The sequence below is a fragment of the Candidatus Nitrosocosmicus sp. FF01 genome (assembly GCF_047711275.1).
Lineage (GTDB): Archaea > Thermoproteota > Nitrososphaeria > Nitrososphaerales > Nitrososphaeraceae > Nitrosocosmicus.
Genome location: NZ_JBLNIG010000001.1, coordinates 150,650 through 175,921, shown reverse-complemented (window position 1 = coordinate 175,921; position 25,272 = coordinate 150,650). Strand labels below are relative to the sequence as shown.

Annotated in this window: 22 protein-coding genes; 7 read left to right on the top strand and 15 right to left on the bottom strand. The window is 33.3% G+C overall.

What is annotated here, in order from left to right; translation table 11 throughout:
- Positions 1-271: 271 nt before the first annotated feature.
- Entirely contained in the window at positions 272-1,381 is a 1,110-nt protein-coding gene (locus ACMT7R_RS00910; protein ID WP_415309561.1) for an endonuclease/exonuclease/phosphatase family protein, read from the bottom strand.
- A 1,057-nt stretch (positions 1,382-2,438) separates the two neighbouring features.
- Positions 2,439-3,272, bottom strand: coding sequence for an SDR family oxidoreductase (locus ACMT7R_RS00905; RefSeq protein ID WP_415309560.1), 834 nt, complete (start codon positions 3,270-3,272; stop codon positions 2,439-2,441).
- 476 nt (positions 3,273-3,748) lie between these two features.
- Between ACMT7R_RS00905 and ACMT7R_RS00900 the strand changes: the two genes are divergently transcribed.
- Positions 3,749-5,146: an amidohydrolase family protein gene (locus ACMT7R_RS00900; protein WP_415309559.1), complete on the top strand. Its 1,398-nt coding sequence runs from the start codon at positions 3,749-3,751 to the stop codon at positions 5,144-5,146.
- A gap of 472 nt (positions 5,147-5,618) precedes the next feature.
- Here the strand turns inward: ACMT7R_RS00900 and ACMT7R_RS00895 are convergent, their stop codons facing one another.
- The gene (locus ACMT7R_RS00895; RefSeq protein WP_415309558.1) at positions 5,619-5,993 is read right to left on the bottom strand and encodes a hypothetical protein; all 375 of its coding nucleotides are present in this window, start codon (positions 5,991-5,993) and stop codon (positions 5,619-5,621) included.
- Positions 5,994-7,984: 1,991 nt separating this feature from the next.
- On the bottom strand, positions 7,985-8,566 hold the full coding sequence (locus ACMT7R_RS00890; RefSeq protein WP_415309557.1) for a hypothetical protein: 582 nt from the start codon (positions 8,564-8,566) through the stop codon (positions 7,985-7,987).
- 487 nt (positions 8,567-9,053) lie between these two features.
- Between ACMT7R_RS00890 and ACMT7R_RS00885 the strand changes: the two genes are divergently transcribed.
- Positions 9,054-9,581 carry a hypothetical protein gene (locus tag ACMT7R_RS00885; RefSeq protein WP_415309556.1) on the top strand — a complete coding sequence of 176 codons (528 nt, stop codon included), beginning with the start codon at positions 9,054-9,056 and terminating at the stop codon, positions 9,579-9,581.
- 120 nt (positions 9,582-9,701) lie between these two features.
- On the opposite strand, the gene ACMT7R_RS00880 is transcribed toward ACMT7R_RS00885, so the two are convergent.
- From ACMT7R_RS00880 to ACMT7R_RS00835, 10 genes are all read right to left on the bottom strand, one after another.
- On the bottom strand, positions 9,702-9,977 hold the full coding sequence (locus ACMT7R_RS00880; RefSeq protein WP_415309555.1) for a hypothetical protein: 276 nt from the start codon (positions 9,975-9,977) through the stop codon (positions 9,702-9,704).
- Between the two features lie 129 nt (positions 9,978-10,106).
- The gene (locus ACMT7R_RS00875) at positions 10,107-10,343 is read right to left on the bottom strand and encodes a hypothetical protein (protein ID WP_415309554.1); all 237 of its coding nucleotides are present in this window, start codon (positions 10,341-10,343) and stop codon (positions 10,107-10,109) included.
- Positions 10,344-10,564: 221 nt separating this feature from the next.
- Positions 10,565-12,439 carry a YncE family protein gene (locus ACMT7R_RS00870; RefSeq protein WP_415309553.1) on the bottom strand — a complete coding sequence of 625 codons (1,875 nt, stop codon included), beginning with the start codon at positions 12,437-12,439 and terminating at the stop codon, positions 10,565-10,567.
- A 544-nt stretch (positions 12,440-12,983) separates the two neighbouring features.
- Positions 12,984-13,148, bottom strand: a complete 165-nt coding sequence (locus tag ACMT7R_RS00865; protein WP_415309552.1) for a hypothetical protein — start codon at positions 13,146-13,148, stop codon at positions 12,984-12,986.
- 851 nt (positions 13,149-13,999) lie between these two features.
- On the bottom strand, positions 14,000-14,515 hold the full coding sequence (locus ACMT7R_RS00860; RefSeq protein WP_415309551.1) for a CHRD domain-containing protein: 516 nt from the start codon (positions 14,513-14,515) through the stop codon (positions 14,000-14,002).
- Positions 14,516-15,674: 1,159 nt separating this feature from the next.
- Positions 15,675-16,787, bottom strand: a complete 1,113-nt coding sequence (locus ACMT7R_RS00855; protein ID WP_415309550.1) for a glycosyltransferase — start codon at positions 16,785-16,787, stop codon at positions 15,675-15,677.
- Between the two features lie 36 nt (positions 16,788-16,823).
- Positions 16,824-17,141: a hypothetical protein gene (locus tag ACMT7R_RS00850; RefSeq protein ID WP_415309549.1), complete on the bottom strand. Its 318-nt coding sequence runs from the start codon at positions 17,139-17,141 to the stop codon at positions 16,824-16,826.
- Positions 17,142-17,628: 487 nt separating this feature from the next.
- On the bottom strand, positions 17,629-18,063 hold the full coding sequence (locus ACMT7R_RS00845) for a hypothetical protein (RefSeq protein WP_415309548.1): 435 nt from the start codon (positions 18,061-18,063) through the stop codon (positions 17,629-17,631).
- A gap of 98 nt (positions 18,064-18,161) precedes the next feature.
- The gene (locus tag ACMT7R_RS00840) at positions 18,162-18,506 is read right to left on the bottom strand and encodes a hypothetical protein (RefSeq protein ID WP_415309547.1); all 345 of its coding nucleotides are present in this window, start codon (positions 18,504-18,506) and stop codon (positions 18,162-18,164) included.
- A 517-nt stretch (positions 18,507-19,023) separates the two neighbouring features.
- Positions 19,024-19,278 (bottom strand): hypothetical protein, encoded by a 255-nt coding sequence (locus ACMT7R_RS00835; protein WP_415309546.1) that lies wholly within the window; start codon positions 19,276-19,278, stop codon positions 19,024-19,026.
- 400 nt (positions 19,279-19,678) lie between these two features.
- Here ACMT7R_RS00835 and ACMT7R_RS00830 point away from each other — a divergent pair, with 400 nt between their 5' ends.
- The 5 genes from ACMT7R_RS00830 (at position 19,679) to ACMT7R_RS00810 (ending at position 23,796) form a co-directional block, all read left to right on the top strand.
- The gene (locus ACMT7R_RS00830) at positions 19,679-20,329 is read left to right on the top strand and encodes a DUF47 domain-containing protein (RefSeq protein WP_415309545.1); all 651 of its coding nucleotides are present in this window, start codon (positions 19,679-19,681) and stop codon (positions 20,327-20,329) included.
- A 74-nt stretch (positions 20,330-20,403) separates the two neighbouring features.
- Positions 20,404-21,411, top strand: coding sequence for an inorganic phosphate transporter (locus ACMT7R_RS00825; RefSeq protein ID WP_415309544.1), 1,008 nt, complete (start codon positions 20,404-20,406; stop codon positions 21,409-21,411).
- 446 nt (positions 21,412-21,857) lie between these two features.
- Positions 21,858-22,229: a hypothetical protein gene (locus tag ACMT7R_RS00820; RefSeq protein ID WP_415309543.1), complete on the top strand. Its 372-nt coding sequence runs from the start codon at positions 21,858-21,860 to the stop codon at positions 22,227-22,229.
- 22 nt (positions 22,230-22,251) lie between these two features.
- The gene (locus ACMT7R_RS00815) at positions 22,252-22,761 is read left to right on the top strand and encodes a hypothetical protein (RefSeq protein WP_415309542.1); all 510 of its coding nucleotides are present in this window, start codon (positions 22,252-22,254) and stop codon (positions 22,759-22,761) included.
- Between the two features lie 888 nt (positions 22,762-23,649).
- Entirely contained in the window at positions 23,650-23,796 is a 147-nt protein-coding gene (locus ACMT7R_RS00810; protein WP_415309541.1) for a hypothetical protein, read from the top strand.
- A gap of 302 nt (positions 23,797-24,098) precedes the next feature.
- Here ACMT7R_RS00810 and ACMT7R_RS00805 read toward each other — a convergent pair whose 3' ends face one another.
- A complete protein-coding gene (locus ACMT7R_RS00805) occupies positions 24,099-25,211 on the bottom strand; it encodes a class I SAM-dependent methyltransferase (protein ID WP_415309540.1) in 1,113 nt (370 codons plus the stop codon).
- Positions 25,212-25,272 lie beyond the last annotated feature (61 nt).

Genomic DNA, 25,272 nt, shown 5'->3' with positions numbered 1-25,272 from the left:
TATATTCTATATCTTTTACTAGTTTTAACTTTGAGCATATTATTTTCTGATCACTCTAATAGGTGTTTTATTGGTCAGAAAACCATGAAGAAGACCAGATCCTCAAATCAAAGGATGGGAGATTCCCTAAGGTATTCTTTTGATCTACTTTTGATTATTCAAGTTAAGGAATTATTTTACATGTGTTTGTAACTATTCATAGAAAAATATCGAAAAAGAGTTTGTAATATCAAGTGAGAGTAATTAATTTTTAAAAAACAGTGATTGGAATCTATAAATCTACATCTATCCATAATGCCGCATGGTCTGAAGCTGCATCCTTTGCAGATTTTATTTCTGGAAAGTGAGCGAAAAGATCACCGTTTTTCCCTCCCCAAACTCCTCTTCTCTCAATGCCGCCTAGTTTTGTCTTCTTTCCAACTTCTGGTGACATCAAAATGTAATCAAGTTTTCCTCCTTTTGCTCCATTGCTATGGGTTCCTGGTCGACCATCGCCGACAAATTTGTCGTGATTCATCACATCCACCAAATTCGATCCATTCCCCAATAGAGGTTTAAGGGGAGCACTATCTGGAGTATCATTTAGATCTCCCGCAACTATTACACAGTCAAAATCCTTGGCTAATTCATCGTATATATCTTTGACCCTCTTTGCTTGTCGTCTTCGTTTCTTATTATTATCTTGTTGATTGCCAAAGCCTTTGCTCTTAAAGTGGTTAATCAAAATTACCAAGTCCTTTCCTGATCCAGTAGATAAATGATATTCTGCACAATCTCTACTAAAAATTTGTCCATCGTTATCATTATCATCGATATGGCTTACCATTGATTTAATTACAAAGGGTTTTCTAGTTGCTATGCCTACATCTATACCTCGGTCATCATTACCATCTACAAGCATTATATGATCAAACGGCTGTCCGTTTAATTTTGGTAACATCATTTCATTAAAGCGCTTTAGTGAAATCCTATTCTCGGCTTCGACTACGCACAATACATCAGCTTTCAACTCATTGATAACTCTAGCAGTATTTTCAATAGCCACTTCCTTGATAGTGTCCTTTTTGAGCTCAAACCAGCCTACCCACTTATCTCTACCACTGGGAACAACTACATACTCTCCCTTTAGCTTCTTTACTAACTTTTCTCTTACCTCTACAAGAGAAATAAATTTGCTTGAATGGTTTGCCATCAATCCTTTATGCTGTCCCATTATTTTTAGAATTTCTTGTTTTATCTGATCCGTATATAATTTATTTTGAATCAGGTTAGTCAAATCATCAAAATCTTTAAGAATCTTTTTACCATCCTCCCATGACGATAAGTTCATCGCTAACGGTCTTTCAAACATATTCTCAACGTTAAACGTTGCTATCCGCACAAATATTAACATTTGACGTTGAATATATACTTTTTATATATTTGGCAATAAACAACATTATTAACAACTTATCCCATATATCTCTAAATTAGTAATTATTACGAACAATGATTCAAAGAGCTTCTAGGTTATTAATAGATAGACCAATAAGTTGTATATATGATCCGATGGACATTTGTCCATCGGAAATTAAATGTAGCTCAGATAAACTTAAAATATGTCAAAAATAGTCCTATTTAGAACAATCAGATAAACTTGATTGATCAGTACCCTTAGGTTGAATGTGAAATTATAAGTATCTAATTCACTCTTCCAATCTAATTCGGGAAGATTCAAGAGATCTAGAAAATCGTTAATCTATGGAGGACCGAATCCAGCAAAGTGGTTGTTAAATACAATCAATATATCACATGTATTGGATTTTTCATCCTGTGCTTCTTTCATCTTTTTTAGGTATCGGTCAATTCTCTTTTTTCTATTTTTGTACTATTCTGTCAAATTTATGAATTCGTATATATTTGTGAAAACAAAATTTAGAGATACTTGTTTAACCAAAAATTATATTTATGTTTATTTTTGTCGACTTTGATTATGTTACCTCTTGTTACACCTCCAAAAACTTTGCAAAATCAGTTTCAGGAGGCCAAAGGACAACATACTCAAGTCTTTCCATCGAAAAATCCTCCACATTACTCTCAAAGTAATATATCAGAGGTATTTTGGAAAAGTTGAGAAATATAGTATATGACAATGCATTGTTCAATGATTCTTCTTTTCGCACAATAATAATAAGTCAAACCGCGGCAAATCGATACCAGTTGTTGTTGGTATTGTATATCCTAATGGTATTCAAGTCTCAGGATACGGAAACATGTCAAAATTAAAATCTGTAGTGGTTGAAGGAAATATTGTTTTTGATATAGCATCCATATCGAAAACCTTTGTTGTTGTTACTCTAAATATTAATGATAAGTTCTAAGTAACAAGAACAAATAAGATGGGTCTAAGAATATATATTAGGAGAAAAATGCGAGTATTTTACTTTTCTTAGGATAGTTTAAAGTTGTTTTATCATATTATGAAACTCTTCATCGGTCATTTTCTTCTTGGCCTCTATCCATTGTTCAACATCCTTGCCCACTAAATATCTCAGTCTTGATTTATCAGACGATATAGCTTCGAATGTTATATTTGCTACCAGTTGTGAAGAAGACGCGTTTTCAAGCAATTGTTTTATTCCTTTTTCCATGTTTTTCATGATCGGTACATATGGCGAATTAGGATCAAGAGATTTCTTTGCAAGAACAGAAGCGCTAGAAAAGTTTGTCCTTATCATGCCGGGTTCGATCAAAATGACTTTAATACCAAAAGGTTCTACCTCAAATGATAATGATTCACTTAACCCCTCTATTGCAAATTTGGTACTGACATACGCAGAACCCATTGGATAACCAAATCTACCAGCGCCTGAACTGATATTAACAATGATACCTGATCGTTGTTTTCGCATGATAGGAAGGACCGCTTGAGTTGTTCTTATTAGGCCATAAAAATTAGTTTCAAATTGTGTTTTTATTTCATCAATAGAAAGATCCTCAAGCGCTCCTGTCAGTCCATAACCTGCATTATTTACTAATACATCAATTCTATCTTTATCATCCTGTATTGTCTGGACTGCAATTCGGACTGATTCCTCGTTTGTTACATCCAACTGAACAAACTCTAGTGGCAGATTTTCTTCATCCTTAATAGACTCTAACTTGGATTTTTTCTGCAAATCGCGCATGGTAGCAAAAGTAAAATATCCATTTCTTGCAAGTACCAGCGCAATTTCATGCCCTATCCCACTAGAGCTTCCAGTAACTAAAGCTACCCTTTGATTTAATGTCATATAAAATAAGAGTGATTTCGCATATAAAAATGAAGAATCAAAATGCCATCTGACTTTTTAGTTCCTTTTGGTAATTTCTTTGATGGAAGATACATACCCTCATATACAAGAATTCGTATAGTTCGGGATACTAGTAACTAATATTATTCATGAGGAGCAGGTTATTTTGAGACTAATTAAATTATAACAAAATCATGTAATTTAATCAAGTTTTTTTTCCATATCTTCCAGCGACATGTTTTGCATTATTACAAAATCTTTAAACAGTCAGCAGAGCGATTATTTACTGCAAATATGGATGATTGGGACTAGATAGAGAAAGAACAACTAGATTTCTTAAAACGAATATAACTCTAAAAAGATTAACACGTATAATAACAAGAACTTACAATCTAAATCTGAGTAGTAATTTGCTATTAATGCTGAAATTTCATATATGTTGCAAGAAAAAAATAGCAATTTATTCCATAATTATTATGATTGTAATTTTTATAACTTGGTATCATATTTTCAGTATCTTTAGTACGGTCAAAGCAGAAACAATCGGATTAACGGATACTTACAATTTACCAAAAACATCGACATCAAAATTGATATCAATACAATCAAAAGAAGTAAATTTTACTCAAGACTCAAACAACTCATATGGTCCGTTAATTCTGTACAATGCCAATATTATTGATGGTAACGCTAATTTAAGATCCAATATCACAATAATAACCAATGGAGATAAAATCATAGAAATCATCGATAAAGATAAGCATAACAAATGTGATTTTTATAAAAAGTATCCTAATTCTGCACTCATTGACCTTTCAGGTAAATATGTTATCGCAGGTTTGATTGATATGCACGCCCATGTAGCAGGAGTCATGAAAGATTCATTTAACCAAACAAGATCCAATGATATGCTCCACGGTCTTTTGACTTTTGGAGTTACGACTATCAGAAATCCTGGTGGTCCCACTGAGCAATCTGTAGAATTAAAGAACAGTGTAGCCAGAGAAAGGATCATAGGACCTCAAATATTTACAGCCGGAACGTTAATAAACTCTGATATTATTTCAATTCCTTTTGTAGAAAAAAAAGTCAATTCAGTCATTGAGGTTAGCAAAGAAATTGACAATCAAGCCAAAGCGGGAGTAGATTTTATCAAACTTTATGTTGGATTGTCACCTGATTTAGTGAAGAAGGCAATAGATAAAGCTCACTCGTTGGGTCTCAAATTAATTGGCCACCTTTACTATACAAGTTGGACAGATGCGGCTAACTACAAAATTGACTTTTTAACCCATGGAGTTCCGGTGAGCCCGTATTTACTATCAGCTCAGAAAAAAGATATTTTTGTAAAATATGGTGACGAACCTTTTAATCATTTACTTTGGCTAGAGCTAGTCGATGTTAATGGTAAAGAAATCGATGAAATGATAGATGCGTTAGTAAGAAATAATGTATTTGTTGATCCTACGTTGAGTGTCTATGAATCAATAACAAATGACAATCCAATCAAGGGTCAATATACATGGCAAAAAGTCTTGGTCCTAACGAAGAAAATGCACGATAGCGGAGTAAAGCTTTTGGCCGGTACAGATATTCCAAACTTTGACCTTGTCCCAGGAAAAAGCCTTCATCATGAGCTTGAATTGCTTGCAGCAGCAGGAATACCCGCATCAAACATCATTCAAATGGCTACCAAAAATGGTGCAGAAGCCTTGGGGATATTAAACTCTACTGGAACGATCGAAGAAGGAAAACAGGCCGATCTATTGATACTTTCATCAAATCCGGTATACAATATTAGTAACACACAAGATATTGAAATGGTAATCAACAATGGTAAAATTGTTAACAGAAACGGTTTGCGGCTAAAATAAATATTTTAGATTATATTATTAACCTATTTTGAAATGCAATGCATTGATGATCCTACTAATATAGGTATTTGCTCAAAGAACTAAATGATCTTGACCCGTTTCATATATCAATGGTATTCTCAGAAATCAAAGAAAGGTCTTTGCAATTTATGTAGAAGGAAACTAGCAAACCATTCATCCAAGTAGGGATTTAATAAAAGATTGACAATTAATGGCCCAAATAGAAATATAGAATTGACCATTAAGTTGGCAAATGAAATAAACAAATGAGAAAGCAAGAGAATCAATTAAAGCATTGATGGGTTTCGTCGTTCGGATTGTATCTACAGAATAAATGACGAGTCTGTAACCAGTTATTAAGCAATACTATAAGAATTAAAAGTTTACGGTATTAAGCAATTTAACAGTTAGATCTCATACTTTGAAAAACCAGGCAGCCTTATTTAGAAAACAAAAATGAGATTAAAATGGTTTATTCGGATATTGCAGCAGAAAATACAGCAAATACAGGCACATTCCAATTACCGTTTGGGGATGGTGGTGGACTCAATAGGAATGAAACTTCTGATACAACTAAGTTATTATTTTGAAATGCTGTCAAGAAGGTATTACAAATATTAATATCTGAACTTAAGAACACCACCATACTTGGAGGAGAGTCTGTAAGTTGTAGACCTACACTACAACCCATTGTACTCTGAAATTGATAGTTCTCTACAATAGCTACATGGCCACTAAGTATTCCACTTAGTTGGGCATGTGAATCCACTGGATGATTTAGTGCTAAAGCGATCAAAGTCAACAACGATAAAGTTAGACCAAATTTTAGAAAAATTATATGACTCATAAATATTATGACCTTAAATACAGTAATATTTAAAGATATAATTATTAGGATAAAAAATCATTGAGTTTCAAACCCATTGTACACACGGGAATAAAAGACTATGACTATGACTAGGGTATGACAAGTTATTGAAGGTGATCTTATATTATTTCTTAATAATAGAACTAGTTCTAATATGCGTATCAAAATCTCAATTCTATGTATCATCGAATCTTGCTGACTATTATGATGTCATGACCAAATAACCTGTTACGATAATAAATCCAAGGATAATGAGCCTGGATAAATCTCAAAAAGAATTTTAGAAGTAATCGAATACACATTGTCTATATGTTTTGAGATACAACAGTTTCAATCAATCATAAATGGTATGAATGTGGCAACAACTTGCTTCTAAATCACTTTGATTTGAGGAGTTTAAAGTTAGAGAGCCACGTTAACTCGTGTTACCGACAGATGAGTTTTAATAATTATTATTATTTAACACTAATCAAGAGTATCTAGTACCTCATAATGCAAAGTATGATTCAAAAGAGTTATAACAAAAGTAAAAAACTCTAAGAATCAATATTTGTTCTATGTTATTTCCAATATTGGTATTACTTTAATAATGGCCTCTGATAGCGTTTATTCTTTTTGGTTAATGGGATAAAGATTTGTAATTTGACTTTCCCTACCAACACAAAATTTGATATGATTTATTTACATACGTTTGCATTAAATATATTATTACTATTATATATAGGAATTTGTTTTAGATATAATTTATAAAAAAAACCAAAGATTAATCAAAATATTCTACTTAAAAATAGAGCATAAAATTATTAGAAAAATATGGATGCATTGAGTAAAACACACATCTATCTCTTAACCCAATCGTCAAAGTTCCATCAACTAAATTCTTCGATCCACTTGTAGTCCGAATTTATTCATTAGAAATTTGGTAAATTTTCTCTTGTTCACTGTGGTCGGAGGGTTTATGGAAAAATTTAGTTGTTGCAGACATTTTTGGAAGAAACATGTCTAGCAAATATTATATGGATGTATGTAAGATTAAGGTTGAAATTGGGTGGGTTTGAAAATTTCTTTTTCACGATCTTGTTAAGATGGTAATGTATGTAACATTCTAAAATAAAGGAATGTATAGTGAACACGAATATAACGTTATGGTACAGTCAACACGTCTAAAAGAATACTGAAATATTTCTGACTGGAAGTGAAACGATCTTTATTATTAAATTCTGCTTGTTTTAGATGTGACGTTTTATCCGTACTATTTGTTTCAAATGAGTTAATGATGCGATTAAACATATTGCAATTCAATGTAGCATACCAAACAATTGCCACAAGTCTTGTCACAAAAAAGACTAAAGTACTATATTGTATTACACTATGTTATTGACACTTAGAATAAGATGTAAACAATGCGATTTTAACCATATTTCAAATATCTACAGATTGGAGGAACGCAACTTTCATAAGAATTTTTCAAACCTTGAAAGTTGTCCTAGTTGTGGATACGTATCTAAATGTAATGAATCAGATTATAATTTTAAATAATTTTACAAATTTTAAATTTTTTTTTGACCTCCTTCAATGTTGAGATTCAATTTCCAACGGCCAATCGAACATGATTTAGTGTGTTTATTGAAAGAAGAGGAAGAATAAGAGTCGTAGGCGGAGTAGACAAAAAAATTGTTAAATATACAATTCTTTTTTTGTGTCTATAAGATAGGTATACCTGTAAAAATTGACAAATCTTGACATACAATCGAGTTCTGCCGCTCTAAATTTGCCTTGCTGAAATCCATATCGGGATACATGGTGATACAAAGTGCAACCAAATTAAATTAAATACCCAGTTCTACTAATTCTGTATTATTTAGTATTTTTGATTCTGATGATTGTAAAGGCTAGGTACTAAATCCAATTTAATATAGACCAGTATTTAGAAATGGAAAATAAGGCAAGATTACACGCGGCCCTCATTTTCAATTTATAGACTGATTTTGCAATGATTGATTGATTCCTGAAATATTTCCTGGATCAATATTTAATTCACTCATCGTATTTTGTACCATAAGTGGAATCCATTTATCCATAAACTCAGAATCCTCGGACATCAAATTTGTAAACTCCATTTCCTTTTCGGGAGTTTGTTCTATACCATAGATCGGAGTATCACCAAAGTGGGCATTAATCTTTGAAGGATCCATAGAAATGGTTATTGTATTATTATTGTTTATAGTCCAAGTAGTAGGCACATTAGAAACAGGTCCGTCTCTCATGGTCACTGTCGCTGATCCTTGCATAATTGTATTATTACCATCCATTGTAACATCTTCCAAAGTTGCGTTGGATATCTGATGCATATGGTAGGCAGTTCCATTTTTCATTACCATATTAAACGTAGCATGAAAACCCGAATCTGAGAGATTGGAAGGATTGCCATAGCCCATATAACCGCCAGCCAAGACCCAGTCGTTGTTTATACTAGATATGGGACCATAACCATATTCATATTCAGTCATTGGTGCAGAAGATGCATAAGCACTTGATCCTGTTAAAGCCAATAAACATCCTGTTATCACAAATGTTGTCAAAATTTTAACATGTTTTGAGTAAGAAATCACAAGTACAAGTCATGGCAGACTGTTAATTAATGTTTATAACTGGATATATTCAACAGGATTTAAAAAGATGGTCAAAAACTGTAAACTATTTTATCAGTTATAAGATCCCGATAATTTTTAGTTGTTATGACATAATGGGTTATCAGGTGACATAAAGCCATCCTGGCTGCATCAAAGTATCTCAGGAAATTATGACAAAGCACATGTAAATCTATAATATTATGATTTACAGGTTAGTATCCAAATCATTTGACCTGTTACCTGGAACTCTTCTCTGTGACATGAATCAAGTTTGAATATAATTAATCGTCAATGAAAATATTGATTTATGATTTTATTAAGACAAAACTAAAAATTGAATCATCAAAACATCTTAAAAAAAGAATTCTTGTGATATATTTATATTCATCATTTCTTGACGTAGGTTATGCGAATCAAGTTAAACTTGGCTATTTTGGCCCAAATCATTCTAGTGCTTGGTGGTTTAGTTTTTTGTACTTCAATGTCTCAAGCAATGGCCCAGTCAAACTACACCATTAAAGTTGCAAAAACAACAGAAGGCGATTTTACTATTACTGACGGAGCTAGTTACATTGGAACCTACTTTGATACGACATATTCAATGACCGGTACAGTAAATGATTTTATCAAAGCCAAAGATGAGTTAATTACTTCCATACTTGACGATTTTGGCAAATCCTCAACAATTGGTTACATAAAGATGAACAGCACGACTACTCAAACAGATGCTAATGTGACCGAGATCGCGAATCCATTTGTAAGTAAAGAACAAATTGATGAAAAGATAAAATCAGTGCTTGCATATGCTTTGGACAAGATTGAGAATCCAGTTGGAATTATGCCCGATATAGGGGATTCAAGAGAGATTAGGTGTGTATTTGGCAACGTGTTAAACGACTTTTGGTGTGATATTCCCACCTTTATGAGCAGGTAAAACAAACACTAAGGAAGCAGGGTTTATTGAATCCTGTACCGTCTATTTTTCTTCAAGTTAGTTGAGTCTTATCTACTGCTAGAATACCATATTGACTAATTGTTGATAACAGTAGGTTTATTAGTCATCATTTAGGCCCATGCTTGTAATTCTATCAGCATATTTTTTATACAACTGATCAATAACTCTAATTCGCTGTGTATGTTTGCATTTCTTCGGATTCCCCGCCGAATACAAATATCCTTTGCAGGTGCAAAACCAATGATTATTATCCTTTAATCTATTAACCATATACCTTTCTCCTGTAGTAACCGATTTCACGTAGTAAACATCTTCCTTATCGTCATACTCTACAGATTTAGTAAAATTAGTTCGCTTTCTTTGATTAGAATCCATTTTTTTAAAAATTCCTTAATATGATCTCGCATACTAACCATATTAATTTATTATACATGTTTGTCTTCTCTTTTCATATTGGAGATGCAGAAATATTAGCACCCATTGTTGCATCAACTGACAATCCAATTAGTGAATCGCACAAACTATAGAAGACCAAGTAAAGTCAAAATGCAAAGTTGGCTTTAGAATAGCAGTTTGTTCGTACATTGCATTTGACCTCACAACTAATCTAATCAATCCACATGGATCAGATACTGTAACTTTAGAAACATCTGATGGTATGAAAAATATAACCGTGTCAAGATAGGTAGATAATGGTTTTATTCCTATCCATTGCAAAGATAACTTCTCTACAACAGACAAATATTTGGAATTAGAGTGCGACTTTACTAGGATACAAATGAGAGTAAAAAGGATTCTAAAACATTCAGTCTACTGCTATTCTGATTATCCATAGTATTTTCCATATCAGAGGGCTCAGGCAGCGGGCATAAAGATTCCTAAAGGTAAAGAAAAATAGAGCAATATATTCTTGATCAAAATCTGACTAATAAACAATCAAATAAATAATTGATAAAAAAGCTCTAATATTTTTCTGTCTCCGAAACTTTATTCATCAGCATATTATAATGAAGTTCGGTTATCTTGCCTTTTGAAAAAGCGTCTTTAATCTCCCTGATAAGTTTTAACTTTGATGAAAGATTAGCTCCTTTATCATCATCAAGTGAATCTATCTTTTTCATAAATATTTCGTGATATAGTATGGATATTTCTTCTTTTAAATTTGAATAATGAAATTGGCTTATCTTGCCTTTTGAAAATGAATCAGAGATTTCATCCTTGAGCTTATTTAGAGATTCAAGATCAACTTCGTCACGTCTACCTTCCTCGTATATGGTCTTTAATTTCTTTAGATGAATAATTGATTTTTTAATATCTCTTTTTGTTCTAGCCCACAAGATAATGCTTGGAATGGAAGCACCAATTATGGTAGATATAATTAAACCATATATTGGAATCCAGTATTCAATAGGAAGAGGAGCAGGCAATTCCCTAAAATTTGCAGTAAATGTACCATATTGATTTATGCAAAAGGATGTCTCAGCAGTATCATTATAGATTTGCCAGGTTTTTTGTATAGGCGTCATCAACGGATCAAAAGGATTTTTTGAATCTTCTACACATGGTTTCAGGGGCCTGGTGGTATTTGAGTCGATATTCTCATTCCAGTTTACAAACTCAAAACCACTATTTGCCTTTGCATTGCAGATCATTCCAGGTTCTTCGTAAAAGTATTGGTTTATTGGATATTCTATTTTCTCCTCTCCACAGATGATCCTCCCTGCGTTTAATGGAAATACATTAAAAGTTATTCCAACAGCAATTTTGTGTTTAGGGCCATGAATTGTAAAAAGGCTATCAGAATCCTCTGAAGTCAAATAGACAATGTTGCTGTTCTCATTGACTTCAATATTTGAAAGTGGCTCGGATATGTTGATGTTGGAAAGTTTATTAGTTTTTTCGTTCAACGAGTAAAGGTTATGTTTAGATAGTAAATAGACGACGTCGGAGTTTTCATTGACTTCTAACTCCAGGAGTGGTCCAAACAGAGGGATCACCTTATCCACTTTAATATTTGAAGTTCCATTTATAATTGAAACGTCGCGATCGGATATTATATAAACGGTATTGGAGTTTTCATTGACTTCCAAAGTACGTGGTGCATTGATTAATTCAATACCCGTCATGGTAGTATCATTATTCTGTTTATAAAAATTCTTCTCTGTGATTATATAAACAGAATGATCTTTTTCATTGACTTCAATATCGAGTGGCTCATTTTTATCTGGAATCGATATGTTTCCCAAAAGTTTAAGATCATTATCAAAAATGAGTAGTTCAGGAGGATATTGATTGATTACATAAACTTTCTCTGCTTCCTCATCTACTGCAATTTTGGTATAGTTTGCCTCTACATCATACTTCTTGACCAAATCAATACTTAGTGAATTGGAACCAGTATCGTCAATCAGTCTTATACCACCCTTTCCTGCCAAATACAGCTTACTTTCTTTTTCATTGACCTCAATATCGGTTAGTTCTTGCTCTAAAGGTATGTTTTGTAGTAACTCGTCAGTCCTTCCGTCTATTATGGAGATAGTTTCTGATGGAGATTTACCTGAAATGTATACATGGTGTATCTTGTCATTTTCTTCCACATCGTGGGGTATAGTATTAATAAAAATTTCCTTTAAGGTTCCCACATTGCTGTCTAAAATTGATATGGAATTTGACCGCTCGTTGGCGACATAGACTTTGTTTAAAAACTTGTCTACCTTTACCTCGTTTGGTTCTAGTCCTATTTCTAATTGTGGATTGGTTGTATGGTATTTTTCATTTATACTTTCTAAAGTCTGCCCTATTGCACTATCATTAATATAATAAAATAGACTAGCCAAAAAAATTATCACAGAAAGAAAGATAAAAAAACAATAGTAAGTCACCTACATCCACATCCGTAATCAGGTTACTAGTTGACAGAGTATTTCATAAACCATTCAATTTCCCATCTAGTAGATGTAGTATTTATAGGTTTTGTTGTATAACGCATCGTTACTACAACAACTTATCATGTGGTTTGTAAGTTAAAAAGCAAGTTCGATTTCATCAGGTTCGCTCTTCTGTTATTTGCTCGCTTTATTATGGTGAAAGAGGTCGGTCCTTTTCAGGCATAATCAACAATTGTCCACATATGTACGCAAAATATGTCCCTGAATTAATCAGAATATTTTGAATTTATGTGATCTTTTCTCACTATAGGAAAATATAATACTTAACTTGACAGTTTGAGATTTCAGACATGATGGTCTTTGAAAAGAATAGTCACAATTTTGGTATAGTTATCCTCATAAAATCAGTAATCTATGTCACTAAATTCTACCTATTGGAGAAGATGTCGAGAATCAAATCAACGACAATCAATCGTTTTTCATATCAGAAGATTTATCCAATCAAATATTTGCCAGTTCCACATGTTTGACAATAAAAATCATCTCCTCTCTTGTGGCTATCGAGGACGTAGAATTTAACACATTTGCTACAAAATACAAAATTAACTGGATTGCCATTCTTGTCTCTGGCATTCAACATTTCTTCCGTTATCTTCATCTAATGTTATCACCTAAAACAAAAGTCCTAATATAAGATATATGCAATATTCAACCTATTTGTCTTAACATCTTTCATAATTTTATATAACATTTATCTAGTAGGTTAGTTTTATGATAAATATTTACTATCTTAAAGAAACTAGAATAATTGTCTAGGAAAATGAAATATATTGTTATAACATTTTCGGGTTGCCAAATAGTAGAACCAAGAAAGGATCGACATATAAAAATTATTTAATCGCAATTCCTTTTTTTATTTATCGAAATCCACAAAAAAGGCGCTGGTGCATATTGTTGATTATTTTTCATGTAGCAATGAAACATAAGTGTATTGTTGACAGTCGAACAGTGTTAAATATCAAAGCATAATCAATACTCTTCTTTGCCCTATCGTTATAGTTATCTATGTATAGAATCTGTCATGACCTGAAAAAGATCCCCAGTGATGTGATTGGTCCTAAGCTGATAGAATATAAAAAATGGCTTGGCCAATCTTTGCGCTGCAGCTTTGCAATTAAAATTTTCTTGGTTCATGGTGTGAAAATTGTTACAGGATTCAAGCGCATCTATATCAAAATATTACCTGGTGTTCTGTTCATAGAACGGAGTCTGATTATGTTTTGGTCGACAGAGTCATCAGCGTTTCCATCACAATTATCAACTTCATGTACCCGATGGACAGGTTGTCTTGTCTTATGTATACCTTTGAAACATATCTCATTCTGTTTGTGTACTTTTAAACCGTAATAGATCCATTAATTACCTCATACTCAAGAGGAATATCATATAGAGTTGATTTTGACTAAAAAATTGGTATTATTCCAAATTTTTTAAAAAGAAATTGAAGAGTTATGGTATATCTGCTAATTGACCTCTTATTTCTCCGTCTGGATTTTGTTCGGTATGGACGTTAACATATGTGGTATTATTCTTGATTGCATCTATTAATTCAGCTACTGTTTTTCCTTGCATGGGGCCTTCCAGGTTATTTGCAGCTATACTACCGTTTATGGAAACACCGTTTTGAACAGGATTCAATGTAAACAGGGTTACTATTATTGGTCCATTCTCTCCAGGACTACCGCTATGTATATGAGCTTGTGTGACAGCCTGAATTCCAGAAGCATTCACATGGAAATCTATTGTTTCATTTCTTGGTTGAATTGGTACAAATATAGCTTCACCTAGTGCTTGAGTGTCAACCGGAGGAACTTCTTCTTGGCCCGTCAGATTGGCTGCAAACTCATGGTTTGCAAATACCGTGGAGGCAGCTAAACCAGTAAATATTGCGGCGGCAGTGATTCCAGCAATTGCCGTTATCATGGAAATAACCATATATTGTATTGTGTTGTTGCCGATTTTCATCAACTTATAAACAAAATGCTTGTATATAATATATTTGTCAGTATAGAATGTAATTTCCGAAAGATTTATGATTTTTGAGATTTGTTGAAAATTCTTTAATTCTTTAGAAATGTTATTTAATTTTGCATTATTCAATATCAACAGTTTATGGAAGTTATAACTAGATTTTACTAATAGGGTTGTTAATTCACGATTGATATTGGATTTATTACTACTTTTCAATCAATCTGTCAATGTTAATTCCCAATAGGAAATCTAAGGAAAAACATGATGATAAAGTAATAGCCTGCAAGAGCAACTGCTTGGATGAATACTTATAAACTTCGAGCTTACCAATTCGTAAACTACTCTTTAAGAAATGAGAACAAGTTCCAATTTGATTGTTAATTAATCAATCCTAAATAAACAACTTATTCGAATATTTGTGGTATATGGTCATCAGTACTAGTAGTAGTTATGTTATTATTATTGTTTGATTCACCATTTTTTCGTATTCAGTAATATCCTACTCTTTATTATTTTCTTCGCGTTGGTTTCCATTCCCTGCAAAGACAAACAGGAAACGAATAGACGAATAAAGTTAATCTATCTGTAAGTTTCATATTATTGATTAGCAATTATTGATCTTTAAAAATATTTCAATTACGAATGCAAATTACACAAAAGCATAGATTGAGGTACTGAAATTTGTTTGGATATAGAGTTTATAGGATTTACTACAGAATTGGATATAAAACTTGATTTATTTCGTTAAAAAATATAGGTATGTTTTGAAATTAAAGTAGTATGGTAATAGCCAAGATTAGATTTTATGGGTTGGCTTTAATAATTACATGAATTCTATTTGCTTCAGTTTTCCATGCAACAGATGTCAAAGCTACCATATTATCTGACATAGACGAGCCTACAGGAAACGCATATGAGGATGTATATATTGCTGAAGAAAAAAATGACACAGTTATTTCGGGACTGAATCAAACCCTGCATACTAATAATAATAATAATACCACAACTAAATAATACTTGCAGACGTTTTAGTTCCTGATACCATCTATAATATATCTTAATTTTAAGAATAAGATAATGAATTGGATCTAGTTTAGGTTGCTAGTAGGAAAGATTAACAAAATTTCAGATATTCAATCTAATTACATAACTTCTAGCAGATCTTGTAAGAATCAAAAATGTTTCGCTCAAAGTGTTCCCATAGTAGATGATTACGTGCAAACTTGTAGACCTTTAATCGTTTTTTGTGTAATTTGTTTAGATCTTCGAACAGTTCACCCAATTTGGCTACTAGATCAGAATAATTTTCAAATTGCATACAGTGTTCCTGAAGTGTTTCAGTAATAGATTTTAAACCGAGTGTATTTAAGACAAATAGCCCTGCATGTGCATATTCATATGCTTTATTGGGGCTGCTATACTGATGAAACCAATGTTTCCTGAAAGGTATTAGACCTATCGAATGATTTTGCATTTCCTGATACATTTGTTCCTTATTCAAATATCCTCTAAAAATTACCTTTTTGGAAGAATTGTCACTCCAGCCTAAGACAAACAATTGTCCAATATTTGAATTTTCAAAAATGCTAAATAGACCATCGATATTTCGATGACTGACTGTAAATTGACCTTTTGACTCTACTCCAGCGTATACTGAACTAGTAGATTCATAATAGATGGGTTCAGGTATAGATTCCACCTCTTTAATCGTGGGGAAATTGGGCACTAGGTAAATTTTTTTGCCGATTTTAAGCAAATCCTCAACAATAGAGTTTGAAACTGTAATAGTAGGCTGTTCTTCCACCAATTCTTTTTCAGCCTTGGACCAAATTCTCGCAAATCTATTATTAATTTGTTTTCTAAAAAGATTTTGACTCAAATGCTTGAACTCATCATTTCCGCGTCTCTTATGGGATTCAAAAGTTTCTAACCGAGTCTTGGTATACATCGTCCAATATTCATGGTTGTCATACACGAGTGGATAATCATCGATTTCTTTGACAATAGCGGCAGAGAAAATATTGTGAGCATGGATTATGTCTGGTTTAACTTCTTTTATAACATCAATTACTTGCTTCTTAACCGAGTTCCAATAGAAAGGAAATTTATTTCTAGCTCTTGTGCTCCAGTTTACATTATATACTTTGTTAAATATTGATTTGTGATTGAATGGGTTATTGCCTCCAAAATAAACTTCATCGCCCCTTTTTTTAGAACTATATGCAGATTTTTCAACCCTCCAATCGGGTAATGAAGAATCAGACAAATGTAAAATTCTCATCTTGAGTTTATAGATAATTTTCTAGTTTGTGAAGAGAGTTATTGCAATAATTTCTTTTTCAATGAACCTTTGAAAATCAGGTTTAAAGTACTTTTTTAAAGTGTGGTCGCCTGTCCAGATTTTCATCAGACTGTGGTGCTGAAATGTTAATTTCATCCAAATCTTCCAGTTATTCCATTGTTCTTCATTCAATTTATCTTGCTGATATTTATCGAAGCATTCAGAAAATGTGTTTAATAGATGATAAGCAAATGCTTCATTAGAATTCATGTTGCTTAATACTTTTATTTTTTCATTGCTCTGCTGCATTACCATGTGATTATATCCGAAATAGCTCACTCCAAAGAAACCATAGCCTTCTTGCGATGTCTCTTTGATTTCTTTAAGAACCCCAATTTGTTTGATAATTTAGACAATCTATTTACACTCCCCACGATTCTAAGATTACCATATACATGATTTTTACTCATCAATTGCTATATTCGCATTTTGAATGATTAATAGCATAAACAATTACCTAAATCAATTTTGTAAAATGTTATATTATATTTTTAGAAAATCCTTGCAGTTAACATTTGACAATTGCCATGAGAGAAGACATAGAAAATGTTTTCATAAATTATCATGTAAAATCAATATCTATGGACTATCGTTGTCCAAATACTATTGGACTTTAGCAACTATAATTTAGTTCATCCATACTAATGATTATTCTACTACAAGGTAAGAATTAACTATTGTTGTACTACATATGAAAGGCGATCTTTCGGACTCATGGTTGAATAAACGGAAATAGATAAAAAATCATAGAATTATAAATAAATAATTAGCTCTGTGCAGCTGCATTGCTACCAGAGTTTTCTTGGCTTTGAATGTTGATGTTGTTACCAGAGCCGATTGTGTCTCCACCAGATACTACTTGACTGTTTTGGCTAGAGGATTGTGATTGGCTAATGCTTTGTTCTGCAGAGTTTTCACCTTGACCAGTTTGTGCTAATGCATTGTTTCCGCTGTTAAACTGATGCTGGAAGTTTAAATTATTACATGACAGAAAAGTCGTTCCACCAGAAGCACACAGGGCGTTCTGAGCTGAGGATTGTGATTGAGATATGGACTGTTGGGCTTTGTTCTTCTTTTTAGTTGCAAAGGCGTCATCTATAGCCACTAATGGGCTTGCGAAAAGGGCTAATGCGACCACTATGGCGATTGATGCGACAATGTATTTGTTTTTGTTGTGAATATTTTTTGCTTTATTATTCATATATCTAGCTAAGATAGAAAAAATATATGGCATTTGCTAACTAGTTGCAATACTCTAATATTCTAGCAGTTTTGGAATTATTTCATAAGTTACGGTTATCAGTTCGACCAACAATGTGCTATTCCAAAGTGTTCTATATTATTATCTATTTTTTCTGATTGATTATCGATATTTAAAAGGAAAAGGTGTATCTGTCCATGAGGAAATTTGTAATCGATCAATTTTTGCAATACTTCTTTTCGTATATCAAGATTGATTCTAAATTCGTAAACGCTAATATCACATTCACTCAATTCGGGTTGAAACCTAATATGAAAAATATCTTGAGTTTGTATCATTTCTAATAAAACACTTGTTAATGCAGGTAGTAGGGGAATAAGCCTAGTCGGGTTATTCTCTATCATGTTATCATTCTTCTCTGTACTATCGCGATATAACGTCAAAAATACTCACCTTATGAAATAAGACTGCTAAATTTTCTATTTAACATTTCTTCAAATAAACGAGCCAGCCAATTGAAAATCCTCCTTGGATTGATCGGATTTCTAAAAATGAAATAACAAGTATTTGAATATACAATATCAAAATAATTGGTTTCACTCGTAATGATCGGATTATTCTATACAATACAACAATTCTAATAAAACTTCAGTACAATAAACTCTCAAATGATAATTGAACCTAGACGGCAGTACAGTATGTGTCATTACAATTTGAGATAGTCTATATCATGGCTCATGCATCAAAATGAATTAGTATAACGTGTGCACCACGCATAACCAAATCAGAATGATCAACGTCAAAGCTGGGAGAACTTAGCATTAGGATGGCATGAATCAAGATGATTTTCAAATTTCACTTGACATTTATTGTTATTCTCAATATTTGGATTGAGGAATATAATTAATTTAACTTGGATAATGTAAATATCGAATATCAAAAAAGTATATGTGGACTAGCTCATTTGCAACTGCCTTTTGACCAACCGACTTTGTATCCCTGAGCCACTTCACCTGTTCCAGGGTTATAAGACAGACAATGGTCATGATCGTACCAACCTTGTTTACATCCTTCTATCCATGCTTTTGACTTGCCCTTTTCATCTGAACAGTAGTGTGAAGCAGCATTTGCATTCTGATTAATCATCATTGGAGTCATTGCTATAGAGGCGATTGCGAGTGTTATCACCAATAGATTTATCGGATTATTCATCAATCTTTTAACATGCTCTTACATGTATATAAAGATTGTATCTGTTTTGGAGATTAGAGCATTTACGGACTTATCTTCCAAGATCCATTAAAAAGAGACGATATCTTTTTGAGTTATAAGAGATTACATATCAGTACGTAAATGATATCAATAATCGTTCTCAAGCGATGAGACTGGGTTCATCATGAAAGAGATGTTGCATAGAATCACATAAATCTCGATAATAGGCAATACAATACAATACAAAAGCAATAAGCTTCGAAACCAAAGATTTGGGAACAGATATTCACACACGGTCAATAGACTACCTAAAGTTACTTTAGGTTAAAGTGGGGTGTAATGTTGTCAAATATGGGCCAGAAAAGATAAGAATAAATGATGAAATTTCTTTTCAGAATGTCAAGTGGTTTCTAAGAAATGGCTCTCATGGATCAAAGGAAATGATAAGGTTATTATCCAGTTATTAGAGAAACAATCATCCAACCTAGTTGTGGCTACAAATTATTTGATTGAACTTGTACTTGAAAGTCAAGAAAAAAATATTTGCGAAGAAAAGGTTTCACAAATTAAAAATTTGGAACATGAAGGTGACCATATTACTCACTCTTTGTTTACCACTCTGTTTCAAACTTTTGTAACCACTTTGGACAGAGAAGATATTGCAGGTCTTGCTAGTGCAATAGATGAAGTATTAGATTATACTGAGGGGATAGCAGATCGATTCCTGCTTTTCAAGATAAGAAACCCCACTATTCATATGATTAATCTCTCCAAAATTCTGCATTCTGCAACAGAAGAGATACATGTAGTCACCAAAATATTAAGCGAAACAAAAAACGTTTCGGCATTGATATCACATTGTAACAGTCTAAAGAAATATGAACAGCAAGCTGATAATGTGTACAGAAGGGCAATAGCTGAATTATTTGAAACAAATAGTGATGCTATTGAAGTAATAAAATTTAAAGAGATATACGAGATTTTTGAGTCATCATTAGATAAATGTCAAGATGTAGCAGATATTGTAGAAGATATTGTCTTAAAATATGGATAGTTATTTGTTTGATATACAACTTAGATATTAAACGTAAAAAAATATAATCTATTGGCTAGTTCAATGTCAATATCATGGGAGAGGAATTGCTATATGTAACATTTGCTGCAATTATCTCTGCCCTTATATTTGATTTTGTAAATGGATTTCATGATGCTGCGAATGCAATAGCAACAGTAGTTGGAAGTAGAATACTAAAACCTTTACATGCAGTGACAATCAGCGCCATCACAAATTTTGTAGGTCCATTTATTTTTGGAACTGCTGTAGCCGCAACTATAGGACAAGGAATCATTAAACCTGAATTTGCGACTACAGAGGTGATATTTGCGGGCCTGGTAGGAGCAATAGTATGGAATATAATCACGTGGTATGTGGGATTACCTTCTTCTAGCAGTCATGCACTAATCGGGGGATTAATTGGTTCTGCGCTGGTTTCAGGCGGGATTCAAACTGTAGTTTTGGCAGGTACGATAAAGACCATTGTATTCATGGTTGTCTCACCTACAATGGGATTTTTGGTAGCATTCTTTTTAGTACTACTCTTGATTTTTATTTTTAAAAAAAAGAGAGCACAACTAGTCAACAGAATCTTTGGCAAATTGCAAATATGCTCATCGATATTTTTTTCTTTGACACATGGTGCAAACGATGGCCAAAAAACCATGGGTGTAATTACAGCTTTACTTATAACTGGAGGCTTTTTACAAACTGATGAATTCACTGTACCTATTTGGGTAATATTTAGTGCGGCATTAGCTTTAGGATTAGGAACTTTTTTTGGTGGATGGAGAATTGTAAAAACAATGGCATTTAAGCTCACAGATCTAAGACCGTATCAGGGTTTTTGTGCTGAAACGGGAGGAGGAGTCATCCTAGCAATGATGGCCTGGCTTGGAATTCCCGTAAGCACTACACATGCCATCTCAGGGGCGATAATGGGAGTAGGAGCTTCGAGACGATTGTCTGCAGTAAGATGGGGTATTGGACGACGAATTATATATGCTTGGATAATAACCATTCCGGCGAGTGCTGTTATCGCCGCTTTGACTCTCGTATTATTTAATTTTATTTTTAGATAGTCATCCACGTGAACTAAACTAATCAAGAAAACTGTTTTTTATATATTACCTATATTTGATGGCGTTCTTATACATTAGTATAAATTAATTATCTAAAAAAAAGAGTGTAATAATGCTAGTTAGTTATTCTTTTCTTAATCAAATACTTGGGTGAGGTAACGTTTACAAGTATCAAATAAATGGAAAACGATACGTTACATGATTTCTTGAGAATTTACTTTGCTAATAATATATGTCCGATAGTTTCCTTTCGAACTAAAGTTTTGCATTCCAAAAATAATCTCATTCGGTAGATCAATAGATCTGAAATATATTAAGCGACGCCGGCACTCAAATTATATGGTATTGTGTCGATTTTTGAACTATATTAACCCGCAACACATAGAATATATAGTTGTTAGGCGACAGTTCACAGCATTAATTACAGATAGGCGAATGTGAATAATATGGTAAATACTAATAGAAGACCCCTATATCTTGGGGCTGCAGTTTGTACTGGTGCAGCAGGAATTTTGCACCTCATGTTTGTTCCAAGCTCGATAATGGCAGGCATACAGTATACCTTGGTCTTTTTGATTTCTGGTCTGGCTCAACTTTTTTGGGTTTTACCAATGGTAAAAAGGTGGGGAAGGATTTGGAATATTATAGGATTAGCAGGTACGGCCGTATTAGTGGGTATGACTGGTTACGTTATCGTTGAATCGGTTAAAAATCCACAAATGACACCACCTGGGGTATTTGAATCAGCAATTTCAATAGAAATATGTCAGGTTTTATTTGTAATACTTACTGCCATAATTATATTTGCTAAAAGATAATATCCAAATATAGGTAATATTATTGGGCAGCAATAGAACAATTTCATTATTTTTTTCTTTGGTGACACTTGTTTTCCTATCTATATTTCCTCCCTATTCATCAGTAGATAATAACTATGTCATAAAGGCACAACAAAAGGAACAACTAATGGAATATACGAGAACCGGTGCGCCACTCAATATTGTCCCCGGTCTTACTAGCAATATTCTTACAAGTGTATCTTTTCTAATAGGAACATCATCATTCATTTTAGGATTGAGAATTCAAAGTACATCTAAAGCAATAGTGACAGTAGATGATACCGCCAAAAAAACAGGTCAACAACCAATTGCGTCTCAATTAACAAGTATTACCAAATATTATGAATTATTGATACTAGCACTGGTATTGCCTGCAATAGTCATCAACATATATGGAATACTTGCAGTTGCAAGTCATCTGTATTTTGAGGATGCTCCCTACTTATTGCTTCTTTTTGTTCTTTTCATTCCAATAGGAGTCATTTTGTTTCTCCTCAAAAAGCTTCATTGATAGAATCTTCCAAAAATAGTGCCAATCGCCAATATATTTAATAGCGGTATGATCAGGAGTGTGGATAGTGGCGGTTTGAATAAGAACGGCACTTTGTGAGATTTATGTCGCTACCGATTCGACTAATAGAATTGTTTACTATTTTTTCTTATAAAGCAAGCAAGAGTGTGGATTACCCTGTCACCATATAGAGTATTGTTTCTCAAAAAGGCTTTACCAACGCAAAACGAGTTCTTGGAATAAAATAAAGTAATGATAAAGGTTCTGTCGTTATTTGTCACAGGAGTATAGTAATATTATTTAGTTCGTAGTTTGGTTGGCTGACATAGACTTTCCAATTATTTGTTTTGCCTGGTCAATGTGATTCTTTGCGCCATCGTAGTCGCCATTATCTATTGACTTTTTTGCCTCATCCAAATGAAAATCTGCATCAGGACAATCGAAACAAATCGTCGCAGAAGACAGTTGATTAAAACTGAGTCCAATTATACCAAATAGACCAAAAGCGATTATAGCAACTGTGTAAGGTTTTTTAAGCTTAAAATATATCGATTATTTTTATCTATTCAAATGTAAAGATTTTAAGATAAAGAAACGACGTTGGTAACCAAAGTGGATATGAAACATATATCTTACCAATTTTGAATGCGCGATGTAGAAAATATGCTTTCAAAGTGGGGATGAATGCGGTCGTGGGAATCGATTCTTTTTGTAAGAGGTTCCGATGCGAATAAAAAATTTGAATTGCAATTACCATTGTGTAGTTATGACAATCATCTAGTCAACTACACTCTTATCTTACGTTCTTTTGAAACACAAATAGAGTCCTATCTTATGTAAGTCTCTTGCCATACCGCAAATAACAATATTATAAGGAGTATAAACCCAATGGCTGTAAGAATTTTGGCAATCTTTACCCGACCAGTCAAAGTGAATATCGCAGAAATTGCAAATGGTAAAATCATCTCCCAGGTTATAGCAAACGCCTCAGAAATTATTAGTTGTTTCTGGTATGCTAGGATTAATTGTAGTTAAACCCGCTAATATCAAGATACCAGCAATTACCGTTGCATCAATTCCAGCAATATCCCTATCTTCAAATAACTTCAAGTAAACACAAGATTAAAAATAAAGATATTGATTGCAGAGCTCGGTATATCTAGATGTAGGCATATTCTGATTCCAGAATTTTCAACTCAATTGAAACTGTACGCTTAGGATGATATTAGGTTTCAAAGGCACATCTGAGAAATTGACTCCCAGTAGATGGTAAAAAAAATGGATGTTTAATAGTTACATGAGGCGGTCTTGTTACTCCACGTATTTTTATTTGAGAACTAGTCTTGAGGGGGTTTTGCTTCATATACCATATTGACAAGAGTTTGTGTCACCAATCGAAAACTTTTGAATCCAGCTTTTTTCATCACCTCGGCAATTTTAGCTTGTCCAGCTTGGGCACCTAAAGCAAGCCCATTATTAGTCATTGAACTTAATACACATGCACAAGCGGATCCAGCGAACATGGCCCTTCCCAATGGAGTAAAGTTATTTTCCAAATTATCATTCGCTGAAGGTTCGACGAGCATGATGGTACCATCCTCCTTTAGAGAACACAAAGCATGCTGGGCAGCGCCTACTGGATCATCCATATCATGAAGTGCATCATAGATTGTTACAAGGTCGTATTTGGTATCTGGATAAAATAAAGGATAATCTTTTGCTGAATTGATTTCAAAACTGATTCGATCTTTTCCTAAGCCTTCGTTTTGTGCTAATACCCTTGCCTTGTCAATTGAAGGACCATGGTTATCAAATCCAATAAACTTTGAATTTGGATACGCCTTGGCCATTATTATGGTTGATAATCCATGCCCACATCCTACATCTGCAACTATCGCTCCCCTTTTTAACTTCTCTTCTACTTTGCCATTCTCCAAAGAAGGTATCCAGGAGGTGCTGATATTTGCTCGGTAATTAGGTCCAAAAAGTCTTTCAGTACCTTCAAAAAGATTATGGTCATGATCCCCCCACGCAAGGCCCTTTCCGCTCCTAAATGCACCAGATATTTTTTCTACATCTTTAAAATATGATGCAGCTGCTTGAAAACCTCCAACTAAGTAGAGTGGACTATTAATGTTGGCCAACACCATTGCGTGTTCATGCGGAAAACTGTATCTTTTGGTTACTTTATCATAAATTATGTATCCACCTGCTGCCTGATTTGCAAGCCATTCTCTAACACATCTTTCTGAAGTACCAGTTTTTTTTGATAATTCGTGGGAATCTAAAGGTGTGTCCGATTTGGCTAAAGCTTCATATAATCCGAGCCTATCGCCAACATTTACCATCACAGAACTTAATGTTGCGGCTAAATCTCCCATTACCTTTTCTGCAAACTCGTTTAGTTTTGCTTCATTAATCTTTTTAGTTTCTGTATTTTGTTTGAACATACAATCAATCTGTTCTATTCCCCTTATATGTTTTTTGATTGATCATTCAAACAAATAATAT

Bases quoted from the DNA above. Each gene is read 5' to 3' on its own strand.
- ACMT7R_RS00905 (WP_415309560.1), bottom strand. From the start codon at position 3,272: ATGACATTAAATCAAAGGGTAGCTTTAGTTACTGGAAGCTCTAGTGGG.
- ACMT7R_RS00900 (WP_415309559.1), top strand. From the start codon at position 3,749: ATGATTGTAATTTTTATAACTTGGTATCATATTTTCAGTATCTTTAGT.
- ACMT7R_RS00895 (WP_415309558.1), bottom strand. From the start codon at position 5,993: ATGAGTCATATAATTTTTCTAAAATTTGGTCTAACTTTATCGTTGTTG.
- ACMT7R_RS00885 (WP_415309556.1), top strand. From the start codon at position 9,054: ATGCGAATCAAGTTAAACTTGGCTATTTTGGCCCAAATCATTCTAGTG.
- ACMT7R_RS00880 (WP_415309555.1), bottom strand. From the start codon at position 9,977: ATGGATTCTAATCAAAGAAAGCGAACTAATTTTACTAAATCTGTAGAG.
- ACMT7R_RS00865 (WP_415309552.1), bottom strand. From the start codon at position 13,148: ATGAAGATAACGGAAGAAATGTTGAATGCCAGAGACAAGAATGGCAAT.
- ACMT7R_RS00860 (WP_415309551.1), bottom strand. From the start codon at position 14,515: ATGAAAATCGGCAACAACACAATACAATATATGGTTATTTCCATGATA.
- ACMT7R_RS00845 (WP_415309548.1), bottom strand. From the start codon at position 18,063: ATGAATAATAAAGCAAAAAATATTCACAACAAAAACAAATACATTGTC.
- ACMT7R_RS00825 (WP_415309544.1), top strand. From the start codon at position 20,404: ATGGGAGAGGAATTGCTATATGTAACATTTGCTGCAATTATCTCTGCC.
- ACMT7R_RS00820 (WP_415309543.1), top strand. From the start codon at position 21,858: ATGGTAAATACTAATAGAAGACCCCTATATCTTGGGGCTGCAGTTTGT.
- ACMT7R_RS00810 (WP_415309541.1), top strand. From the start codon at position 23,650: ATGGCTGTAAGAATTTTGGCAATCTTTACCCGACCAGTCAAAGTGAAT.
- ACMT7R_RS00805 (WP_415309540.1), bottom strand. From the start codon at position 25,211: ATGTTCAAACAAAATACAGAAACTAAAAAGATTAATGAAGCAAAACTA.